General features: G+C 63.4%; 13 protein-coding genes and 1 pseudogene. 6 read left to right on the forward strand and 8 right to left on the reverse strand.

Going from position 1 to position 17,649, the window contains the following annotated elements; all coding sequences use genetic code 11:
• Positions 1-23 precede the first annotated feature (23 nt).
• The 7 genes and pseudogenes from NKL06_RS29515 to NKL06_RS29545 form a co-directional block, all read right to left on the reverse strand.
• Positions 24-1,457: an aspartate aminotransferase family protein gene (locus NKL06_RS29515; RefSeq protein ID WP_031208028.1), complete on the reverse strand. Its 1,434-nt coding sequence runs from the start codon at positions 1,455-1,457 to the stop codon at positions 24-26.
• Positions 1,458-1,524: 67 nt separating this feature from the next.
• A pseudogene (locus NKL06_RS29520) lies at positions 1,525-2,531 on the reverse strand (NAD-dependent epimerase/dehydratase family protein).
• Positions 2,528-2,971: an EamA family transporter gene (locus NKL06_RS29525; RefSeq protein ID WP_023691002.1), complete on the reverse strand. Its 444-nt coding sequence runs from the start codon at positions 2,969-2,971 to the stop codon at positions 2,528-2,530. Before NKL06_RS29525 ends, NKL06_RS29520 begins: the two are co-directional and overlap by 4 nt.
• Positions 2,972-3,095: 124 nt before the next feature.
• Positions 3,096-4,448, reverse strand: coding sequence for an FAD-binding oxidoreductase (locus NKL06_RS29530; RefSeq protein ID WP_023691001.1), 1,353 nt, complete (start codon positions 4,446-4,448; stop codon positions 3,096-3,098).
• Positions 4,449-4,451: 3 nt separating this feature from the next.
• Entirely contained in the window at positions 4,452-5,885 is a 1,434-nt protein-coding gene (locus NKL06_RS29535) for a UbiA family prenyltransferase (RefSeq protein WP_023691000.1), read from the reverse strand.
• Positions 5,886-6,091: 206 nt separating this feature from the next.
• Complete coding sequence (locus tag NKL06_RS29540) at positions 6,092-6,355, reverse strand: hypothetical protein (RefSeq protein ID WP_023670370.1); 264 nt, start codon at positions 6,353-6,355, stop codon at positions 6,092-6,094.
• Between the two features lie 144 nt (positions 6,356-6,499).
• Positions 6,500-8,989, reverse strand: coding sequence for a mechanosensitive ion channel family protein (locus tag NKL06_RS29545; RefSeq protein WP_023690999.1), 2,490 nt, complete (start codon positions 8,987-8,989; stop codon positions 6,500-6,502).
• A gap of 318 nt (positions 8,990-9,307) precedes the next feature.
• Here NKL06_RS29545 and NKL06_RS29550 point away from each other — a divergent pair, with 318 nt between their 5' ends.
• From NKL06_RS29550 to NKL06_RS29570, 5 genes are all read left to right on the forward strand, one after another.
• Complete coding sequence (locus tag NKL06_RS29550; RefSeq protein WP_023670368.1) at positions 9,308-10,567, forward strand: sarcosine oxidase subunit beta family protein; 1,260 nt, start codon at positions 9,308-9,310, stop codon at positions 10,565-10,567.
• Between the two features lie 11 nt (positions 10,568-10,578).
• Positions 10,579-10,875: a sarcosine oxidase subunit delta gene (locus NKL06_RS29555; protein ID WP_023670367.1), complete on the forward strand. Its 297-nt coding sequence runs from the start codon at positions 10,579-10,581 to the stop codon at positions 10,873-10,875.
• Complete coding sequence (locus tag NKL06_RS29560) at positions 10,872-13,883, forward strand: sarcosine oxidase subunit alpha (protein WP_023807339.1); 3,012 nt, start codon at positions 10,872-10,874, stop codon at positions 13,881-13,883. Before NKL06_RS29555 ends, NKL06_RS29560 begins: the two co-directional genes overlap by 4 nt.
• Positions 13,876-14,493, forward strand: coding sequence for a sarcosine oxidase subunit gamma family protein (soxG, locus tag NKL06_RS29565; protein ID WP_050586999.1), 618 nt, complete (start codon positions 13,876-13,878; stop codon positions 14,491-14,493). The genes NKL06_RS29560 and soxG overlap by 8 nt, the downstream gene beginning before the upstream one ends.
• Positions 14,494-14,646: 153 nt before the next feature.
• Positions 14,647-16,089 carry an MFS transporter gene (locus NKL06_RS29570; RefSeq protein WP_023690998.1) on the forward strand — a complete coding sequence of 481 codons (1,443 nt, stop codon included), beginning with the start codon at positions 14,647-14,649 and terminating at the stop codon, positions 16,087-16,089.
• Positions 16,090-16,107: 18 nt separating this feature from the next.
• On the opposite strand, the gene NKL06_RS29575 is transcribed toward NKL06_RS29570, so the two are convergent.
• A complete protein-coding gene (locus tag NKL06_RS29575) occupies positions 16,108-16,812 on the reverse strand; it encodes a nitroreductase (protein ID WP_023690997.1) in 705 nt (234 codons plus the stop codon).
• A gap of 282 nt (positions 16,813-17,094) precedes the next feature.
• Here NKL06_RS29575 and NKL06_RS29580 point away from each other — a divergent pair, with 282 nt between their 5' ends.
• On the forward strand, positions 17,095-17,637 hold the full coding sequence (locus NKL06_RS29580; protein ID WP_023690995.1) for a helix-turn-helix domain-containing protein: 543 nt from the start codon (positions 17,095-17,097) through the stop codon (positions 17,635-17,637).
• Positions 17,638-17,649 lie beyond the last annotated feature (12 nt).

The raw sequence follows: 17,649 nt of genomic DNA on the forward strand, positions 1-17,649 counted from the left end.
GGACTTCGCTCAACGGACTTCTTTTAACGGACTTGGCTTTTGACGAAATCCTTGACGATTCCCACGATGCCGCGCGACAGCAGGCTGTCGAAGGCATCGACGAAACGGTCGACATGCTCGCGCTGGCAGATCAGCGGCGGCTCGAGACGGATAACGTTGCGATTGTATTCGGTGAAGGCGACGAGCACGTCATAGTCGCGCAGCAACAGCGCGCCGACGAAGCCCGACAGCGAGCCCTTCAGCTTGTCGTCGAGGACGCTGACGATCGGACGCAGCACCATCGGCAAGGTCTGCGAGAAGTCGTGGAACTCGAGCCCGACCATAAAGCCTTTGCCGCGCACATCCTTGATGATCTTCGGGTACTTCTCCTTCAGCGCCTGCAGGCGCTGCAGCAGATAGTCGCCGGTAGTGGCGGCGTTGTCGATCAGCCCCTCATCATAGAGCACGTTGATGCCCTCGATCGCGGTGACGCAGGCCTCGCCCATGCCGCCAAAGGTGGCCATGGCATGGATCATCGCCGTCTTCGGCGTGCCATAGGCCTTCATATAGACCTCGCGCCGGGCGACCATCGCGCCGACCGCCGCCTTGCCGGCGCCGAGCGATTTCGCCAGCGCCGTCACATCGGGCACGACGCCATAATGCTCGAAGGCATAGAAGCGTCCCGAACGGCCATAGCCGCACTGCACTTCGTCCGCCACCCACAGCACGCCATACTGGTCGCAGAGCGCGCGCAATTTCTGCCAGTATTGCGCCTCTGCCTGGATGATGCCGCCGCCGCCCTGGATTGTCTCAAGCACTATGACGCCGACCTCCGGGTCGGAGCGGAACAGCCGCTCGACCGCTTCGATATCGGCGAACGGAATGCGAACGGTGTTCTCAGCCATCTTGAAGTCCGCGCGGTAGAGCTGGCCATCGGTAATGCCGAGCACGCCCTTGGTCTTGCCGTGGAAGGAATTCTCGGCGTAGACGATTTTTGGCCTCTTCGGCCCGGCGGCGCGCTCGGCGAGCTTCACCGCCGCTTCCATCGCTTCCGAACCCGACGAGCCCAGAAACACCATGTCGAGATCGCCGGGCGAGCATTTGGCGATGTTGTGCGCCAGCGCCGATGCATATTGCGACATGAAGGCGATGGCGATTTCCTGGCGCTTCTCCTCCTGGAATTTGCGCCTGGCCTCCAGGATGCGCGGATGGTTGTGGCCGAAGGCCAGCGAACCGAAGCCGCCGAAGAAGTCGAGAATCTTGCGGCCGTTCTGGTCGATGTAGAACATGCCTTCGGCACGCTCGATCTTGATCTTGTGGAAGCCGAGCAGCTTCATGAAATGCAGCTGGCCCGGATTGAGATGCGCCTTGAACAGGTCGGTCATGCGCGCGACATCCATCGCCTTCGCCTGCTCGACGCTGATCAGGTCGGGCTTGGCGATGGCGGTAGGCGACAACAACGCCGGCGCGCCGACCATGGTGCGCGCGTTCGTCTGCTCAGGCTTGGCCATGACGGTCATTTCGGAGTTCTCCTGGTCGTCCCACTTATTCGGCGGGGACATGATTGGCGGTGACGGCAAGCCCGTCTTTCTTGGCGCGGTATTCGCTGTAGGCGGCGATCAGCATGTCCTCGTCGCGATATTGCGGCACCCAGCCGAGCTGGCGCTCGGCCTTGGATACGTCGAGCACGCACTCCTCATCGGCGATCAGATATTGTTCGGATCCATGATCGGCATGTTCATGAGATCGAGCAGGTCGAGGGTGCGCTTGACCGCCCAGCCCGGCGTCGGGATCAGCAGCGATTTCGAGCCGGCATGCTTGATCAGGTCGGCCAGCAATTTCTTCACCGGCGGCGGATTGAGGGAGCCCAGATTATAGGCCTGGTTGGGCACGCCTGCCTTCCAGGCCGCGCGGGCAGCTTCCGCGCAATCGAACACCGAGATGAACTGATAGGGGTTCTTGCCCGAGCCGATCATCGGCACAGGAAAATTCCAGTCGATCAGTTTGAACAGCTTTTCCAGGATCCCGAGCCGGCCGGGACCGATGATCAGGCGCGGTCGAAACAGCGAGATCGACATGCCGCGCTTGCGCCATTGAGCGGCGAGCTCCTCGGTCTTCTGCTTCGACCAGCCATATTCGCCGAGCGGCGCGACCGGGTGCTCCTCGGTCATCGGCTGGGTGACCGTGTGGCCGTAGATCATGTCGGTGGTGTAGTGGACGAGCTTGGACGCGCCGGCCTTGTCCATCGCCTGCATGATGTGTTCGGTGCCGTGGAAATTCACCGGAAAGAAGAAGTCGTGACGCTTGGCCCGCACCTGGATCGGCGACAGCATTTTGGCCGACAGGTTGTAGACCATGTCGTCGGCCTTCAATCCGATGTTGGCCACCGAGCCCGTATCCGTGACATCGCAGGTGACGAAGCGAACGTTGCGATAGTGCGTCAGGTCGCTCTTGACGATGTCGGCAACGACAACCTCTTCACCATCGGCCACAAGCTTCGGGGCAAGATGACGGCCGACGAAGCCGTCGCCGCCGAAAATAACATGTCTCATCGAACGATCTCGCTGGTCTTGTCGGGGATGATGGAAGCGGTTTGGTCGTCATGCCCGCTCCCGCCCAAGTCTCGACCGCTTTGCGCGATCAGCACGGTGCCGATGCAGATGAAGGCGATGCCGGCAATGCGCCAGGCATTGAGGTCCTCGCGGAAGATGAAATAGGCGAAGATCGCAACCGCGACATAGGCAAGGCTGAGGAACGGATACGCAAAGCTGAGCTCGACCTTGGACAGCACATAGAGATGCGAAGCCATCGAGATGACGAAGGTGCACAGGCCGAGAAACACCCATGGGCTGAAAACGACCTGCAACAGCCTCAACAGCGGATTGGTGCCTTCGAACGAAATCGGCCCGAATGACATCATGCCTTGCTTCAGCATCAGCTGCGCGGCGGCATTGGTCATGACCGTGAACAGAATGAAGACGATGTATTTCATATTTTGCACCCGCCACTCGCAACGGTCCTATTACGAACCTGCAAACATTTCATGAAGTCACGACAATGCTTTGAGTAAACCACGGAACTTACGATCTATTCACCATGACTTATTCGGATTGTACCTATTCAGCTGCCTCGACACGCCCTGGCCGGACGTTGAGCTTTTTCGCCGTCCGCAGCCAGAAACTGGACACGAACGCCGGGTCGCGCAGCGCTTCAAGCCGCTGCCAATTCGGGAAGGAGGCCGCGAAAGTATCAGCGCCCATGCGCGCATCCTTGTACGGGTTGACCGCGCCGCCGGCCGCGACCGTGATGCGGTCGAGTTCGCTGAGCAGGGCCAGCGTCCTGTCGCCGCGATTGGGGAAATCCAGCGTCAACGTGAAGCCTGGCCGCGGAAAGGACAGCAGCCCCGGCGAGCGGATCGAGCCGAAGCGCTTCAACACCGTGAGGAAAGAGCCCTGCCCGGCCCGACGCGCCGCGTCGAGCAGCGCCGGCACGGTCTCACGCGCGACATTTTCCGGCACCACGCTCTGGTGCTGGTAGAGACCTTTCGGACCATACAGCCGATTCCAGTCGCCGACACCATCAAGCGGAAAGAAAAAGCCCTGGTAGCCGGTTTGGCTCGGCCCCGGCGAGCGCCCCTTCTTCCACCGATAGGCGGCGTTGAAGGCGGTGAGGAACGGCCGGTTGAGCACATTGAACGGCGGCTGGAACGGCACTGAAAAACGGGAGCCGGCGCGAGACGCCGCATGCGAGCCATACTCGGCATGATTGCCTGTCAACAACAGGCCGCGCCCGCGGCCATGGCCGCCGGCAAGCTGGTCGATCCAGGCGACGGCATATTCATTGGCCTGGTCGGCGGCCTCGGCCAGTTCGAAGAATTCGCCGAGATCGGCAAACCGCGTTACCTTCTCGGCGATATCGAGCGAATGCACCCGCATCAGCCGGATCGAGGCCGACAGGATCAGGCCGGTCAGCCCCATGCCGCCGATCGTCGCCGCAAACAGCCTTGCATTGTCGGTTGCCGAGCAGGTGTAGGTCCGCCCGTCCGAGCGCAGCAGCGTGAACGACTCGACATGGCAGCCAAAGGTGCCGCGCCGGTGATGGTTCTTGCCATGGACGTCATTGGCGATCGCGCCGCCAAGGGTGACGAACTGGGTGCCTGGGACGACAGTCGGAAAGAAACCGTAAGGTGCAGTGTGCGCAATGATATCGGAGAGGAACACGCCGGCCTCCGCCTCGAGCAGGCCGGTCTCGGCATTGAAGGCGCCGATGCGGTTCAGCGGCCGCATGTCCACGACCGCACCTGGCCCGTTCTGGCAGGAATCACCGTAGGAGCGGCCATTGCCATAGGCGAGCAGAGCGTTCTTTGTCGCCTTGCCGCTTCGCATCAGCGCGATGGCATCGTCGGCCGCGATGGCTCGCTTTGCGGCCGGCGTGGCGAGGCCAAAACTCCGGTACCGTTCGCCGGCCATGCCCTACCAGCCTCCCGCGACCAGAAGGGCGGCGCCGATCACCACGACGATCTGGCTTCGCCAGTCGCGAATGATGAAGATGACCGGATCATCATTCATCTCGTTGCGGCGCGCCAGGATCCAGACCCGCATGGTCAAATACAGCACGATCGGCGCCAGCGGCCAGACCAGCCTGGGATGCGGATAGAGTTCGCGCACGGAGACGCTGTCCATGTAGAGCGCCAGCACCAGCGCCGAGGAGAAGGCCGACGCCATGCCCGCCTGGGCGACGATCTCCTGATCTTCGATGCGGTAGCCGCGACCGGCAATGCGCTCGCCCACCGGAATGGCTGTGGTGCGCAGTTCGACATAGCGCTTCACCAGCGCCAGCGACAGGAAGAAGAAAATCGAGAAGGCGAGCAGCCAGAACGAGACTTCGACCCCGGTCGCCGCAGCACCTGCCAGCACACGCACTGTGTAGAGCCCCGCCAGCGTCAGTACGTCGGCCAGGAGCATGCGCTTGAACGACAGCGAATAGGCTGTGGTCACCACCAGATAGCCGGCGAGCACGCCCAGGAACTCGATCGGCAACAGAAGCCCGGCGGCGATGCCGATCGTCAGCAGAGCGGCCATCGCGCCGAGACCGAACGGTATCGACAGCGCGCCGCTGGCGAAAGGCCGGTTGCGTTTGGTCGGGTGCTTGCGGTCAAGCGCAAGGTCGAAGAAATCGTTGAGGATGTAGATGGCGGAAGCCACGGCGCTGAAGGAGACGAACGCCAGCAGGCATTGCCAGATCATGTTGATGTTGAAGTATTCATGCGACAGCACCATCGGCACCGCTATCAGCGAATTCTTCAGCCACTGATGCACCCGCAGCATCTTGACGAATGTCTTCAATGTCCTTTTCGGCGCCGGCATCCTTTCGGCGCTATGCGCGGCCTGCCAGCGCCTCGCATGGCGGTCGGGCGCCACGACGATGGCGTTGCGTGCGGCTCCGAAAACCTTGAGGTCGTGCCGGCTGTTGCCGGCATAGTCGAAACCGCCGTCGCCATAGGCGGCGATGAGCGCGTCGCGCTTGCGGCCCGAGGTCATGTTGTGGGGACCGTCGGTCGCCAGCACATAGTCGAAGACGCCCAGATGCGCGGCGATCGCCTCGGCGAACTTGCGTGGCGTACCGGTCGCCAGCACGATCTTGCGTCCGTCGCTATGGTCGGCGCGCAGCCGCTGCAGCAGCGCTTCGCGATAGGGCAGCGAGGCCGGATCGATGTCGATGCGGTCTGCGATCGCTTGTTTCAGCCGCGCCGGGCCGGCGGCCAGCCAGAACGGAACCAGGAAAACATAGAGCGGATTCTTCTTGAGCAGGATGAACAGGCCTTCCCAAAGAAGATCGGTCGCAATCAGCGTGCCGTCGAGGTCGACCGCAAGCGGGATTGCGTTCTTGTCCGACCGCGCATCCATGTCCGTTCTGCCCTATTCATAACCGGTTGCGCCGTGTTTCGGCGTCTTCGCACCGGTATAGCGGCGGAACGGCGTATTGAACGTTAAAACGCACGGTTGCAGCCGGTAGGCGCCACGATATTTCCCGCGTCATTGTTAAGCAATCGCTACCGCGAACAATAAAAGGCCGGGCATTGCCCGGCCTCTACTACATCTGCCTGCCGACTTTACTTGATGCGGGCAACGCCACCCGAGATTTCGACCGTTTCCGAGCCGGTCAGGGCCTCGAGGTCACCATTGGGCAAGGTGACAAAACAGCCGTTCGGGCAGAATTCCACGGTTTCGCCAGCGGCCAGCGCCAACTCCGTCTTGCCGCCGCCTTCCGTCACGATCAGCGTACGGGTCTCAGCATCCTTGTTGACCGCGCTGGCGGCAAAGGCCGAGCCACTCGCTGCGGTAAGAGCGATGGCGACGACGAGCGACTTCCACATTTTGCAATATCGGTGTTTCCACACCGCCTCTGTTGCATTTCGCAAGGCATTCTCGCCTTTGCATGTGAGCTTATATGAGATGCAAGCTGAACCGCAACTGAATGCCGCATTCATGCCGCAATCGGTTTGGGAGGAGCTTGGGGCCTAGCTGGGATCGGGTTTGCGGGCCTTGCGACCAGTTTTGGCCAGCCGCTTCGCCTCGGTGGCGGCTCTGGCCTCCGCCTGCTCCTTCTCGGCGAACTCGACTTCGATCTTGTCGTCGTCGATCGGCCATGCGTCGGTCTGCTTGACCTTGACCTCGGCGCGCGGCGTCGAGGGGATTTCTATGTGCTCGGCGTCAAAAGCATCGAGAACGGCAAAGCGGATATCGTTCTGAACGATGGCGCCGTTCAGCACATCGGCCAGGAACACGCGGATCTCGAACTCGAGTGCTGCCGGCCCGAAATTGGTGAACAGCACGAAGGGTTCCGGGTTCTTCAGCACCAGCGCATGGCCGCGCGCAATCTCAAGCAGGACCGCGTGTACCCGCTTGACGTCGCTGCCATAGGCGACCCCGACCTTGATCTCCACACGTCCGAGCTTGTTGCGGTGCGTCCAGTTGCCGACGGCGTTGTTGATGAGGTTCGAATTGGGCAGGATCACCGATTGCCGCTGGAAGGTCTCGATTTCGGTGGCGCGCACGCTGATCTTCTTGACCGTGCCTGATGTGTCGCCGGCGACGATCCAGTCGCCGACCTTGAACGGCCGCTCGGCGAGAAGGATCAGGCCCGACACGAAGTTGGACACGACATTCTGCAGGCCAAAGCCGATACCCAGCGAGAGTGCGCCGGCAACGAGCGCCAAATTGGAAAGATCGATGCCCGCCGCCGAGATGCCGACCAGGCCGGCGAGCGCGACGCCGGCATAGCCGACCGCCAGCCGGATCGAGTTGCGCACGCCGGTATCGACCTTGCCGCGAGCCATAACCGAGCCGTCGAGCCAGCCCTGGAACCAGCGGGTCAGGAAATAGCCGATGATGAAGACGACGATGCCGGTGAGGATGCCGGTGACCGAAATCGTCACCGAACCGACGGTGACGCCTGTCGCCAATTTATAGCCCCAGGCCTGGATATCGCCGGGCTGGAAGCCCCACATCAACAGGATCAGCGGCAGGAACACCAGCACGATCATCAGGTTGATGGCGACGCTGACGACGAGGCCGAGTTGGTCGAGCGCGGTGTCCTCATAGCTGGAATTGGTCTTCAGCCAGCGCCCGATGGACGTGCCGGCGAAACCACCCTCCTCGCCGATCTCGCGCGCCGACAGGAAGCCGATATAGGCGGTGAGCAGGATGGTGCCAGTGACCACGACCTGCAACGAGACGAAGATGGCAAGACCGATATAGCCGAACAGCGCCGCCGCAATCGTGAACAGGCCGAGCGCGACACAGGTGTAGCGCAGCCAGGCCGGCCAGCGGCGCCAGCGCCCAGCGACGTCCTTGTAAGGCTTCAGCAGCGCCATCAGGATCAGGATGACCCCGACGATCACGGTGGCGACAAAACTCCTGGCCACCGTCAGCGACAGAGGCGAGCCCATCTTGTCGTTGACGATCGACAGGAAATTGTTGATGCCGATGACGACTGCCATGGCCGTCGTCAGCCGCACCAGCCAACGCGCCGGGCCGGTCTCGACCTGGATCAGACGCCAGTTCGGCATGCTGGGCGACAGAGCCGCATTGGTCAGGCGGTTGACACAGAACACTATGGCGATGACGGCTGCCAGAGCGTTGAGGAACACGCCTATGTCGCCGCGCAGCACATTGTAGTAGTTGTACATGAACACCGTCGAGGCGAGGAAGGCGCTGACCGCCAGCGTCGGCAGCAAGGTCGACCAGAACGCCACCGACAGGCGACTGAGATACGTCGGATCTTCAACCGACGCGTCGGGCTCGAAGATGCGCCCAAACAGGCGGCGCCCACCGACCAGAAGCACCACGGCCAACGCAAGCGCCATGAGGGTCGCCGCGAGCATCGCCTGGAACTTGAACTTGAAGGCAAAGCTCAGCCACGACGACACCGCCCTGTAAAAATTGGCGTATTCGTCCCTTGCGTCGGAAAACACCTGCGGGCTCAGTGCATCGGACAGCACATAGCGCTTGGTTAGGCCGCTGCGAAACAGCTCGCTGCGCATATTACCGATCTTCTCGATCAGCGAATTGATGCGAATCGACAGGTTCTGAGCCCCGGCGATGACGGCGTTGATCTCCGCCTTTTCCGACGCCAGCGCCTGGCGCTCGCCGGTCACGATGTCCGGTTCAGGGGGCTGTCCGGCAGCCGGCGGGGCGCCAAGCTGCTCGAGCCTCGAATTGATCTCTCCCAGCCGCGAACGAAACGCCAGCGCGCTGTTCAGCGCACCGCGCGACAGCTCTTCCAGCTGCAGGCGGATCTCGACGAGGGTGGTGTCGTCGACGCCGTCCTCCTGGACTTTCTTCTCCAGAGCGTCGGTTTTCGTCGTCAAACCCTGCAGGATTTTCTGCTGGTCGGCGACCAGCCCGGCAGGCGCCTGGCCCAGCCCCTGCGCCATCGCGCCGAACGAATGCGGCGCCAAGGCAACGAGCGCGAGGACCAGGATCAGGCGAAAGAAGCGAAAAAGCATAATGGTGGCGACTCAAAGGGCGGCAAGGCCGCTTCTAAAGCGGTCCTTGATAGAGACGCTCATCCCGTGGAGCAAGTCGTGGCGAAGTCATGACAGTTGGGCGCCTTGCGGGAGTCGGCCAGTCGAAAAGCCATGGCGCAATCTTGGCTTTGCGCCCGCCGCCTGCTCTATAGTCTGCCGCATCGCACCCGAGCCGGATGGCTTCAGGTCTGTTGGACCTGAAATCATCCGGCTCTACAAATCAAAGATATAGAGCATGATGTCGTCCGAAAACCGCTTCACACTTTTCGGCATCATGCTCTAGGGATGACATGAAGAATGGCGGAATATTCAGCCCTTTCGCTTCTCACGAACGCGCTCAAGGGAAACAAGGACTGGAAGCCGGCCTGGCGCAAGCCCGACCCCAAGGCTTCCTATGACGTCATCATCATCGGTGGCGGCGGCCACGGCCTGTCGACGGCGTACTATCTGGCCAAGGAGCACGGCATCACCAATGTCGCGGTGCTGGAAAAGGGCTGGCTGGGTTCCGGCAATGTCGGCCGTAACACCACGGCGGTGCGCTCCAACTACCTTTTGCCGTCCAACACCCGCTTCTACGAACATTCGATGAAGATGTGGGAGAACCTTTCGCACGACCTCAACTACAACGTCATGTTCTCGCAGCGCGGCTGCCTGAATCTGGCTCACACGCCGGGCCAGTTCGACGACTTGGCAAGGCGCGGCAACGCCATGCGCCATCTCGGCGTCGATGCCGAGCTGATGAGCACCGCCGAGATCGCGCGCCTGGTCCCGGCGCTGGACATGTCGGCCTCCGCGCGCTTTCCCATCGTCGGCGGCCTGATGCAGCCGCGCGCCGGCACCGCCCGTCACGATGCGGTTGCCTGGGGCTATGCCCGCGGCGCCGACCGACGCGGCGTCGACATCGTCGAGAATTGCGAGGTCACCGGCTTCCTGCGCGACGGCGACCGCATCACCGGCGTGCAGACGACGCGCGGAGAGATCCGCGGCAAGAAAGTCGCCGTGGCCGTTGCCGGCAGCACCGGACGGGTGATGCAGCTTGCCGGCATCGACAGGATGCCGATCGAGAGCCATGTGCTGCAGGCCTTCGTCACCGAATCGCTGAAACCTTTCGTCGACACGGTGCTGACCTTCGGCATGGGTCATTTCTACATGTCGCAGTCCGACAAGGGCGGCCTCGTCTACGGCGGTGACATCGACGGCTACAACAGCTACGCTCAGCGCGGCAACCTGCCCATCGTCGATGAGGTGATGAGCGAGATGCTGGCGCTGTTTCCCGGCCTTGCGCGTGTACGCATGCTGCGCTCCTGGGGCGGCGTCTGCGACATGTCGATGGACGGTTCGCCGATCATCACCACCGGCCCGCTGCCCGGCATGTATCTCAACTGCGGCTGGTGCTATGGCGGCTTCAAGGCGACGCCGGCCTCGGGCTGGTGCTTCGCATACACCATCGCCAAGGACGAACCGCACGCGTTCAACGCGCCGTTCACGCTCGACCGTTTTTATCGCGGCCTGGTGATTGACGACAAGGGCCAGGGCGCAACGCCCCGGCTGCATTAGGGTTCAAACAAATGCTTATCACTTGTCCCTATTGCGGCCCGCGCGACGTCATCGAGTTCACCTATCAGGGCGACGGCAACCGCGAGCGCCCGCAGCCCAACTCGCAGGACCTCGACGCCTGGAACGCCTATGTCTACGATCGGCTGAACCCGGCCGGCGACCACAATGAGATCTGGCAGCATTCGGGCGGCTGCCGCACCCATCTGAGGATGGTGCGCAACACGGTCACGCATGAGATTTCCAGCACCGGTTTCGCCCGCGGCGACCACAATGCTGCCGCCCGGCACAAGGCCGGAGGCAAGTCGTGAGCCCGCGCCGCACCGAGACCGGCGGCCGCGTCGACCGGCTGCGCACCATCCGCTTCACCTTCGACGGCACGCCCTACACCGGCCATGCCGGCGACACGCTGGCCTCGGCGCTGCTTGCTAACGGCGTCACGCTTTTCGGCCGCTCATTCAAATACCACCGCCCGCGCGGCCTGCTCTCGGCCGGCGTCGAGGAACCGAACGCGCTGGTGACGGTGCTGCGCGGCGAAGTGCGCGAGCCCAACATCGCCGCAACCATGGTCGAGATCTATGACGGGCTGGTGGCCGTCAGCCAGAACCGCTTTCCCTCGCTCGCCTGGGACATCAACGCCGTCAACCAGCTCGGCGGCAAGATCCTGGCCGCCGGCTTCTACTACAAGACCTTCATGGGCCCTGTCTTCGGCCCCTTGAAAGGCACCCGCTTCTGGATGTTCTGCGAGCATTTCATCCGCCGCGCCGCCGGCCTGGGCCGCGCCGGTATTGCCGCCGACACCTCGCGCTACGAGCGCATGAACGCGTTTTGCGACGTGCTGGTGGTCGGCTCCGGCCCGGCCGGCCTGTCAGCCGCCAAGGCCGCTGCCGACCAGGGCGCGCGCGTCATCCTGGCCGAACTCGAGCCGCGTTTCGGCGGCTCGGCCAACTGGTCCGGCGAGGCCATCGACGGCGCGCCGGCCGCCGACTGGGCGGCGCGCGCCGTCAGCCAGCTCGAAGGCCATGACACGGTCCGCCTGCTGCCGCGCACCACGGTGTGGGGCTATTACGACGGCAACACGCTAGCCGCGCTCGAGCGCGTCACCGACCACAAGGAAACGCCCGGCAAGGGCGAGCCGCGCCATCGCTACTGGGCGATCCGCGCCAAGACGGTGGTGCTGGCCACCGGCTCTTTCGAGCGGCCGCTTGTGTTCCCCGGCAATGACCGGCCGGGCGTCATGCTGGCGCATGCCGCCGAGCGCTATGCTAACGATTATGGCGTGCTGCCCGGCGACAGGATCGCGCTGTTCACCAACAATGACAGCGCCTATCGCTCGGCGCTGGCGCTGAGGAAGGCCGGGGCGGCTATTGTCGCCATCGTCGATGTGCGCCCCGAGCTTTCGGCCGAGATGCGCAGCCTCGCCACCGAGGCCGAAGCCGAAATCCTCTCCGGCCATGCCGTGGTCGCCACCGAGGGCGGCAAGGCGCTCTCCGGCCTCAAGGTACAGCGCTTCGACATGAATTCGGGCACACTGAGCGGTGACGCCCGCAGCATCCACGCCGATAGCCTGCTGATGTCGGGCGGCTGGTCGCCGACCATCCATCTCGCCAGCCAGGCTGGCGCGAGAGCCGAGTGGAACCCTGCCCGCCAAGCCTTCCTGCCGCCAAAGCAAACGCAACAGCGCTGGCCAAATCAGCAATGGATTGGTGCGGGTGCTTTCAACGGAAGCTTCTCGACCATCGAAGCGATCACCGAGGGCCGCGCAGCCGGCCTTTCCGCAGCGGGCGGAGCGGCTGCGCCGGCAGCCTTGCCGGATGTCGAAGCAGCCCTGGGAAACCCCGATCCGGCGCCGGTGATCGAGATCAGGGCGAAAGGCAGAAGCTTCGTCGATTTCCAGCATGACGTGACTGCCGAAGACGTACGGCTGGCGCATCGCGAAGGTTTTGTCTCCGTCGAGCATCTGAAGCGCTACACCACGCTCGGCATGGCGACCGACCAGGGCAAGAACTCCAACGTTCCGGGCCTCGCCATCATGGCCGAGGCGTTGGGCAAACCGATCCCCGAAGTCGGAACGACGCGCTTCCGCCCGCCCTATTCCGCGGTGTCGATCGGCTCGCTTGCCGCCGAACGCTTCGGCGATCTGAAACCCGAGCGCCTGACGCCCATGCATGACTGGCACCTCGCCAATGGCGCAACGATGTATTCCGCTGGCCTCTGGTATCGACCAATGATCTACGGCCTTGCCGGCGAGACGGTCGAGCAGGCTTATGTCCGTGAAGCCAGGGCGACGCGCGAAAGCGCCGGCATTGTCGACGTCTCGACGCTGGGCAAGATCGCCGTGCAGGGACCGGATGCCGGTGAATTCCTCGACCGCGTCTACACCAACATGTTTTCTACCCTCCCCGTCGGCAAGGCCCGCTACGGCCTGATGCTGCGCGAGGATGGGCTGGCCTTCGACGACGGCACCACATGGCGGCTTGGCGAACAGGATTTCCTGATGACGACCACCTCGGCCAACGCCGGCAAGGTGATGCAGCATCTGGAATATTTCCTCGACGTCATCTGGCCGGAACTCAAAGTGCATGTCACCTCGGTAACCGACGAATGGGCGGGCGCGGCCATCGGCGGGCCGAAGGCGCGAGCCATCCTCGCCGCCTGTGTTACCGGCACCGCGGTCGACAACACAGCCCTGCCCTTCATGGGCATCGTGCGCGGCGAGATATCAGGCGTGCCGGTGATGATTTGCCGGCTGTCCTTCTCCGGAGAAATGGCCTTCGAGGTCTATTGCGGCGCCGGCTACGGCACCCATGTCTGGGAAGCCCTTATCGAAGCCGGCAAGCCGTTCGGCCTGGTCACCTACGGGCTGGAGGCGTTGGGCACGATGCGCATCGAAAAGGGCCATGTCACCGGCGCGGAGATTGACGGGCGCACTACGGCGCGCGACCTGCATCTCGACTGGATGCTGTCGAAGAAGAAGCCGTTCATCGGCTCGGCGATGATGGACCGCGAAGGCCTGATCGCGCCCGAGCGGCTGCAGCTGGTCGGCCTGGTCTCGCTCGACAATCGGCCGTTCAATGGCGGAGCCCACCTCGTCGAGGAACTGGACGAAGCCAATCCGCACGACTCCATCGGCCATATCACCGCCTGCTGCTACTCGCCGGCGCTGGGCAAGCACATCGCGCTGGCTTTGGTCGAGGGCGGCAAGGCGCGCCATGGCACCCGGGCATTCGTCTCCGATCCGCTGCGCAAGCGGTTCGGGCCGGTCGAAATCGTCTCCAACCATTTCTACGACCCGGACGGGAGCCGCATGCATGGCTGAGCGCCAATCAACCGAACGCCAATCACCCGAGCGCCTCTCGCCGCTCGAGCCGGTGTTCCATCCGGGTTCGCACGGCAATTTCGAGCATGGCGTCGATGTCATCCTGACCGAGACCAGGCCAGGCTCGATCCTGCAGCTGGCCGCATGGCCGGGCGCGGAAAAGCAGCTGATCGAGGCGATCGGCAAGGTCACCGGCCTCGCTTTGCCCGACGGTGCCGGCGGCGGTCTCGCCAAGTTCGGCAAGGCCGTGTTCGGTTTCGCGCCTGGAAAATTCACGGTCGTCGACGATGCCGAGGGCCTGGCGGTGAGTTTTGCCGGGGACGTAACCCCGGCAATCGGCACGATCACCGACCTGTCGCATGGCCGCACCGCTATCCGCATCGCCGGCCCTAAGGCCGAATGGGTGCTGGCGAAATTCTTCGCCATCGACTTTGCGCTGCCCGCGTTCCCCATAGGCTCCGGCCGTTCGACCACCCATCACGACGTCTTTGCGCAGATCCAGCGCACCGGCGCCGACCAGTTCGACATCTATGTCTTCCGCTCCTTCGCCCGCTCGTTCTGGAAGGCGCTCTGCCATGCCAGCGAGGAGGTCGGCTACGAGGTTCAGTAGGGCCGACAGCCGTTCTGGCCTCAAGGCCAGCCGGTTCTGCCGCTAGAGAATGCTCCAATGGAAGCCCATGGTGGGGAACGTGGCCCAACCGGCCCAGGGGATCAAAAAGCTCCCGTCTCAGAGTCGGCATCGTCGTTTGGTTCGAACATCCCCATGACCGCAGAACTATCCGCCGGCGCCACGGATCGCGCCGATGTGTCGGCCAGAGCCTTGCTCCTGCTGCCGCCGACGGTCGCCTGCGGTGTGTTCATGACGAGCCTCGACCAGAATGTCGTGGTCACCGCCCTGCCCGGCATCAGCGACAGCCTCGGCCGGCCGCCGAGCCAGCTCGGCCTGTTGATCACCGTCTATGTCGCCAGCCTGATCATCTCGATGCCGCTCGGCGGCTGGGCCGCCGACCGCTTCGGCCTGCGCAATGTCTACTGCTTCGCCTTGCTGGTGTTCGCCGCGTCATCGGCGCTGTGCGGCCTGTCCAACGACATCTGGACGCTGGTCGGCGCCCGCGCGCTGCAAGGCTTCGGCGGCGCCTTGATGGGGACGCTCGGCCAGGTCGTCATCCTGTCGACCTTCCCGCGCAGCCGCACGCTGAAGATCAACATGTATATTTCGCTGGCCGGCCAGTCCGGACCGCTGGTCGGCCCGCTGGTCGGCGGCGCGCTGACGACCTACATTTCCTGGCGCTGGATCTTCTTCATCAACGTGCCGTTCGCGCTGGCCGCGGCCGTTCTTGCCGCGTCGCTGTTTCCGGCCGTTACCAAACCGGTGCGCACGCCGTTCGATTTCCCGGGCTTCCTGCTGGTCGGCAGCGGCATGGTCCTGCTGGTCTTCGGCATGGATTCGCTTGCGGCCAAAGACGCCGCCGGCAGCATGATCGCGGCCGAGCTGGCGCTGGCGATCGTCATACTGACGCTTGCCTCCTTCTACTGCCTGCGCGCCCGCAACCCCTTGCTTGACCTGAAACTCCTGCGCATCCGCACCTTTCGCATCTCATTCCTCACCGGTGGTGGGCTGGACACGATCGGCCTGAGCTCGGTCGTTTTCCTTTTGCCGCTGATGTTCCAGCTCGGCTTCGGCATGAGCGCGGTGCAGGCGGGATCGCTGACTTTCGTCGCCGCAATCGGCTCGCTGATCATGCGTGTCTTCATGCCGCGCCTGCTCAACCGTTTCGGCTTTCGCCGCGTGCTGGTCGTCAACACGCCGATCGTTGCTGCCATGGTAGCGGGCTTCGCCTTGATTGAGGCGACAACGCCGGTCTGGATCGTGCTAGCCTATATCTTTGCCTTCGGCGTTCTGCGCTCGGCGCAGTGGGCTTCGACCGGCAATCTCGCCTATTCCGACATCGCGCCCGACCAGCTCGCCCGCTTCAGCGCGCTCTACTACATACTGTGGCAGTTGGGGGTGGCGATCAGCGTCGGCCTGGCGGCGGCGCTGTTGTCGTTCCTGGCTGGCGGCAGGCCGGCGGTGACCAACGATTTCCGCATCCTGTTCGTGGTCGAGGGCGTCATCACTTTGTGCGCGCTGATCGCCTATCTCAGACTGACACCGCAGGACGGCGCCCATGTCAGCGGCCATGGCGCGCAGATGAACGTGGAATAAGGCCCCGGTAGCCGAGGCCTAGCCGCTGAACGTCACCCACTCTTCCAGCGGCACGCGGTCGGTGCGGAAGTCGTTTTCGGGCTTGGAGGTGTCCTCGAGGCCTAGCGCCAGGCCGCAGACGACGATCTCCTCGTCGGGGATGTTGAGCACCGGCCGGATCTGCCGGTGATAGGGCGCGAAGGCGGCCTGCGGGCAGGTGTGCAGGCCCCTGCCTCGCGCCGCCACCATGATGTTCTGCAGGAACATTCCGTAGTCGATCCACGAGCCCTGGTTCAGCCGCCGGTCGATGGTGAAGATCATGCCGACCGGCGCGTCGAAGAAGACGAAGTTGCGGTCGTGCTGGGCGCGCATCTTGTCGACCTCGCGGCGGCCGATGCCGAGTGCCCCATAGAGCCCGAAACCGTTGGCGCGGCGGCGGGTGAGATACGGCTCGAAGAACTGGGTGGGGTAATAGCGATACTCGTCCCAATCGGCCTTTTCGGCGCGGATACCGGAATTCAGGATGGCATCGGTGATCTGCTGCTTGACCTCGCCCTTGACGACATAGACCCGCCAGGGCTGCATATTGGTGCCCGAAGGCGCGCGCGCGGCGACGCCGAGAATGGCTCGGATCGTCTCGTCATCGACCATGTCGGGCAGGAAGGCGCGCACTGAACGGCGCGAGATGATCGCCTCGTCGACAACAGCCGCGTTATGCGCTGCCAGGCCGTTTTTTTCCAGCATGGGCCGTCCCTTTGCGCACACTTCGAAAGCCGAACCGGCTATCGGAGAAGACCTTGCGCAGATTTCAATCCTTGGTCGCCGACCCGCATTCCCACACCCGCCGCTCGTGCCAGAGCCTTTGCATGAACCGCCAAAATGGCGCAAGCAAATCTTGTGTGCCCATGAAAATTCGCTTGATTTTTTCACGGACATGAGCTCCCATGAAATTCATTTCCAGATTTTCATCAAGTGAGCGTTTTGCCCCCAGCTATTCCCAAAACATTGCAGGGACCTGACGAGCGCCTGCTGGCGAGCGACATCCGTGCGCTACGCAAGGCGCGTGGGCTGACGCTGGCTGAGATCGCGCTGAAGCTTGGCCGCTCTGTCGGCTGGGTCAGCCAGGTCGAGCGCGGCCTGTCTATCCCTTCACTTGGCGACCTCAGGGCCTTCGCCGATTTATTCGGCGTGCCGCTCAGCCTGTTCTTCAGCCACGACGTGCCTATCGAGAAGGAGCGCGGCGTCATCGTGCGCGCCGGCAGCCGGCGCACGCTTGGCACAAGCGAATCCGGCCTGGTGGAGGAGCTTCTGTCGCCCGATCTCGGCGGTAGTTTCGAGATGGTGCGTTCGATCTTCGCGCCGGGCGCCGAGATGAAGAGCGAGCAGCTGCGGCCGACCGAGGAAGCCGGCTACATCGCCTCTGGCATTTTCGAGATCGAGATAGCCGGCGTCTGGCACCGGCTCGGCGAAGGCGATTCCTTCCGCTTCGAGCGCAAGCCGTACCGCTGGCGCAATCCCGGCACCGAGCCGGCCGTGATCATCTGGGTGGTTTCGCCGCCTGTCTACTGAACGAGGGGTTTC

The sequence above is a fragment of the Mesorhizobium sp. C268A genome, assembly GCF_040324475.1.
GTDB lineage: Bacteria > Pseudomonadota > Alphaproteobacteria > Rhizobiales > Rhizobiaceae > Mesorhizobium.

Excerpts from the sequence above, each read along its gene's own strand:
- NKL06_RS29575 (WP_023690997.1), bottom strand. The coding sequence starts at position 16,812 with ATGCTGGAAAAAAACGGCCTGGCAGCGCATAACGCGGCTGTTGTCGAC.
- NKL06_RS29530 (WP_023691001.1), bottom strand. The coding sequence starts at position 4,448 with ATGGCCGGCGAACGGTACCGGAGTTTTGGCCTCGCCACGCCGGCCGCA.
- NKL06_RS29540 (WP_023670370.1), bottom strand. The coding sequence starts at position 6,355 with ATGTGGAAGTCGCTCGTCGTCGCCATCGCTCTTACCGCAGCGAGTGGC.
- NKL06_RS29570 (WP_023690998.1), top strand. The coding sequence starts at position 14,647 with ATGACCGCAGAACTATCCGCCGGCGCCACGGATCGCGCCGATGTGTCG.
- NKL06_RS29525 (WP_023691002.1), bottom strand. The coding sequence starts at position 2,971 with ATGAAATACATCGTCTTCATTCTGTTCACGGTCATGACCAATGCCGCC.
- NKL06_RS29555 (WP_023670367.1), top strand. The coding sequence starts at position 10,579 with ATGCTTATCACTTGTCCCTATTGCGGCCCGCGCGACGTCATCGAGTTC.
- NKL06_RS29550 (WP_023670368.1), top strand. The coding sequence starts at position 9,308 with ATGGCGGAATATTCAGCCCTTTCGCTTCTCACGAACGCGCTCAAGGGA.
- NKL06_RS29535 (WP_023691000.1), bottom strand. The coding sequence starts at position 5,885 with ATGGATGCGCGGTCGGACAAGAACGCAATCCCGCTTGCGGTCGACCTC.
- NKL06_RS29515 (WP_031208028.1), bottom strand. The coding sequence starts at position 1,457 with ATGGTCGGCGCGCCGGCGTTGTTGTCGCCTACCGCCATCGCCAAGCCC.
- NKL06_RS29545 (WP_023690999.1), bottom strand. The coding sequence starts at position 8,989 with ATGCTTTTTCGCTTCTTTCGCCTGATCCTGGTCCTCGCGCTCGTTGCC.
- soxG (WP_050586999.1), top strand. The coding sequence starts at position 13,876 with ATGGCTGAGCGCCAATCAACCGAACGCCAATCACCCGAGCGCCTCTCG.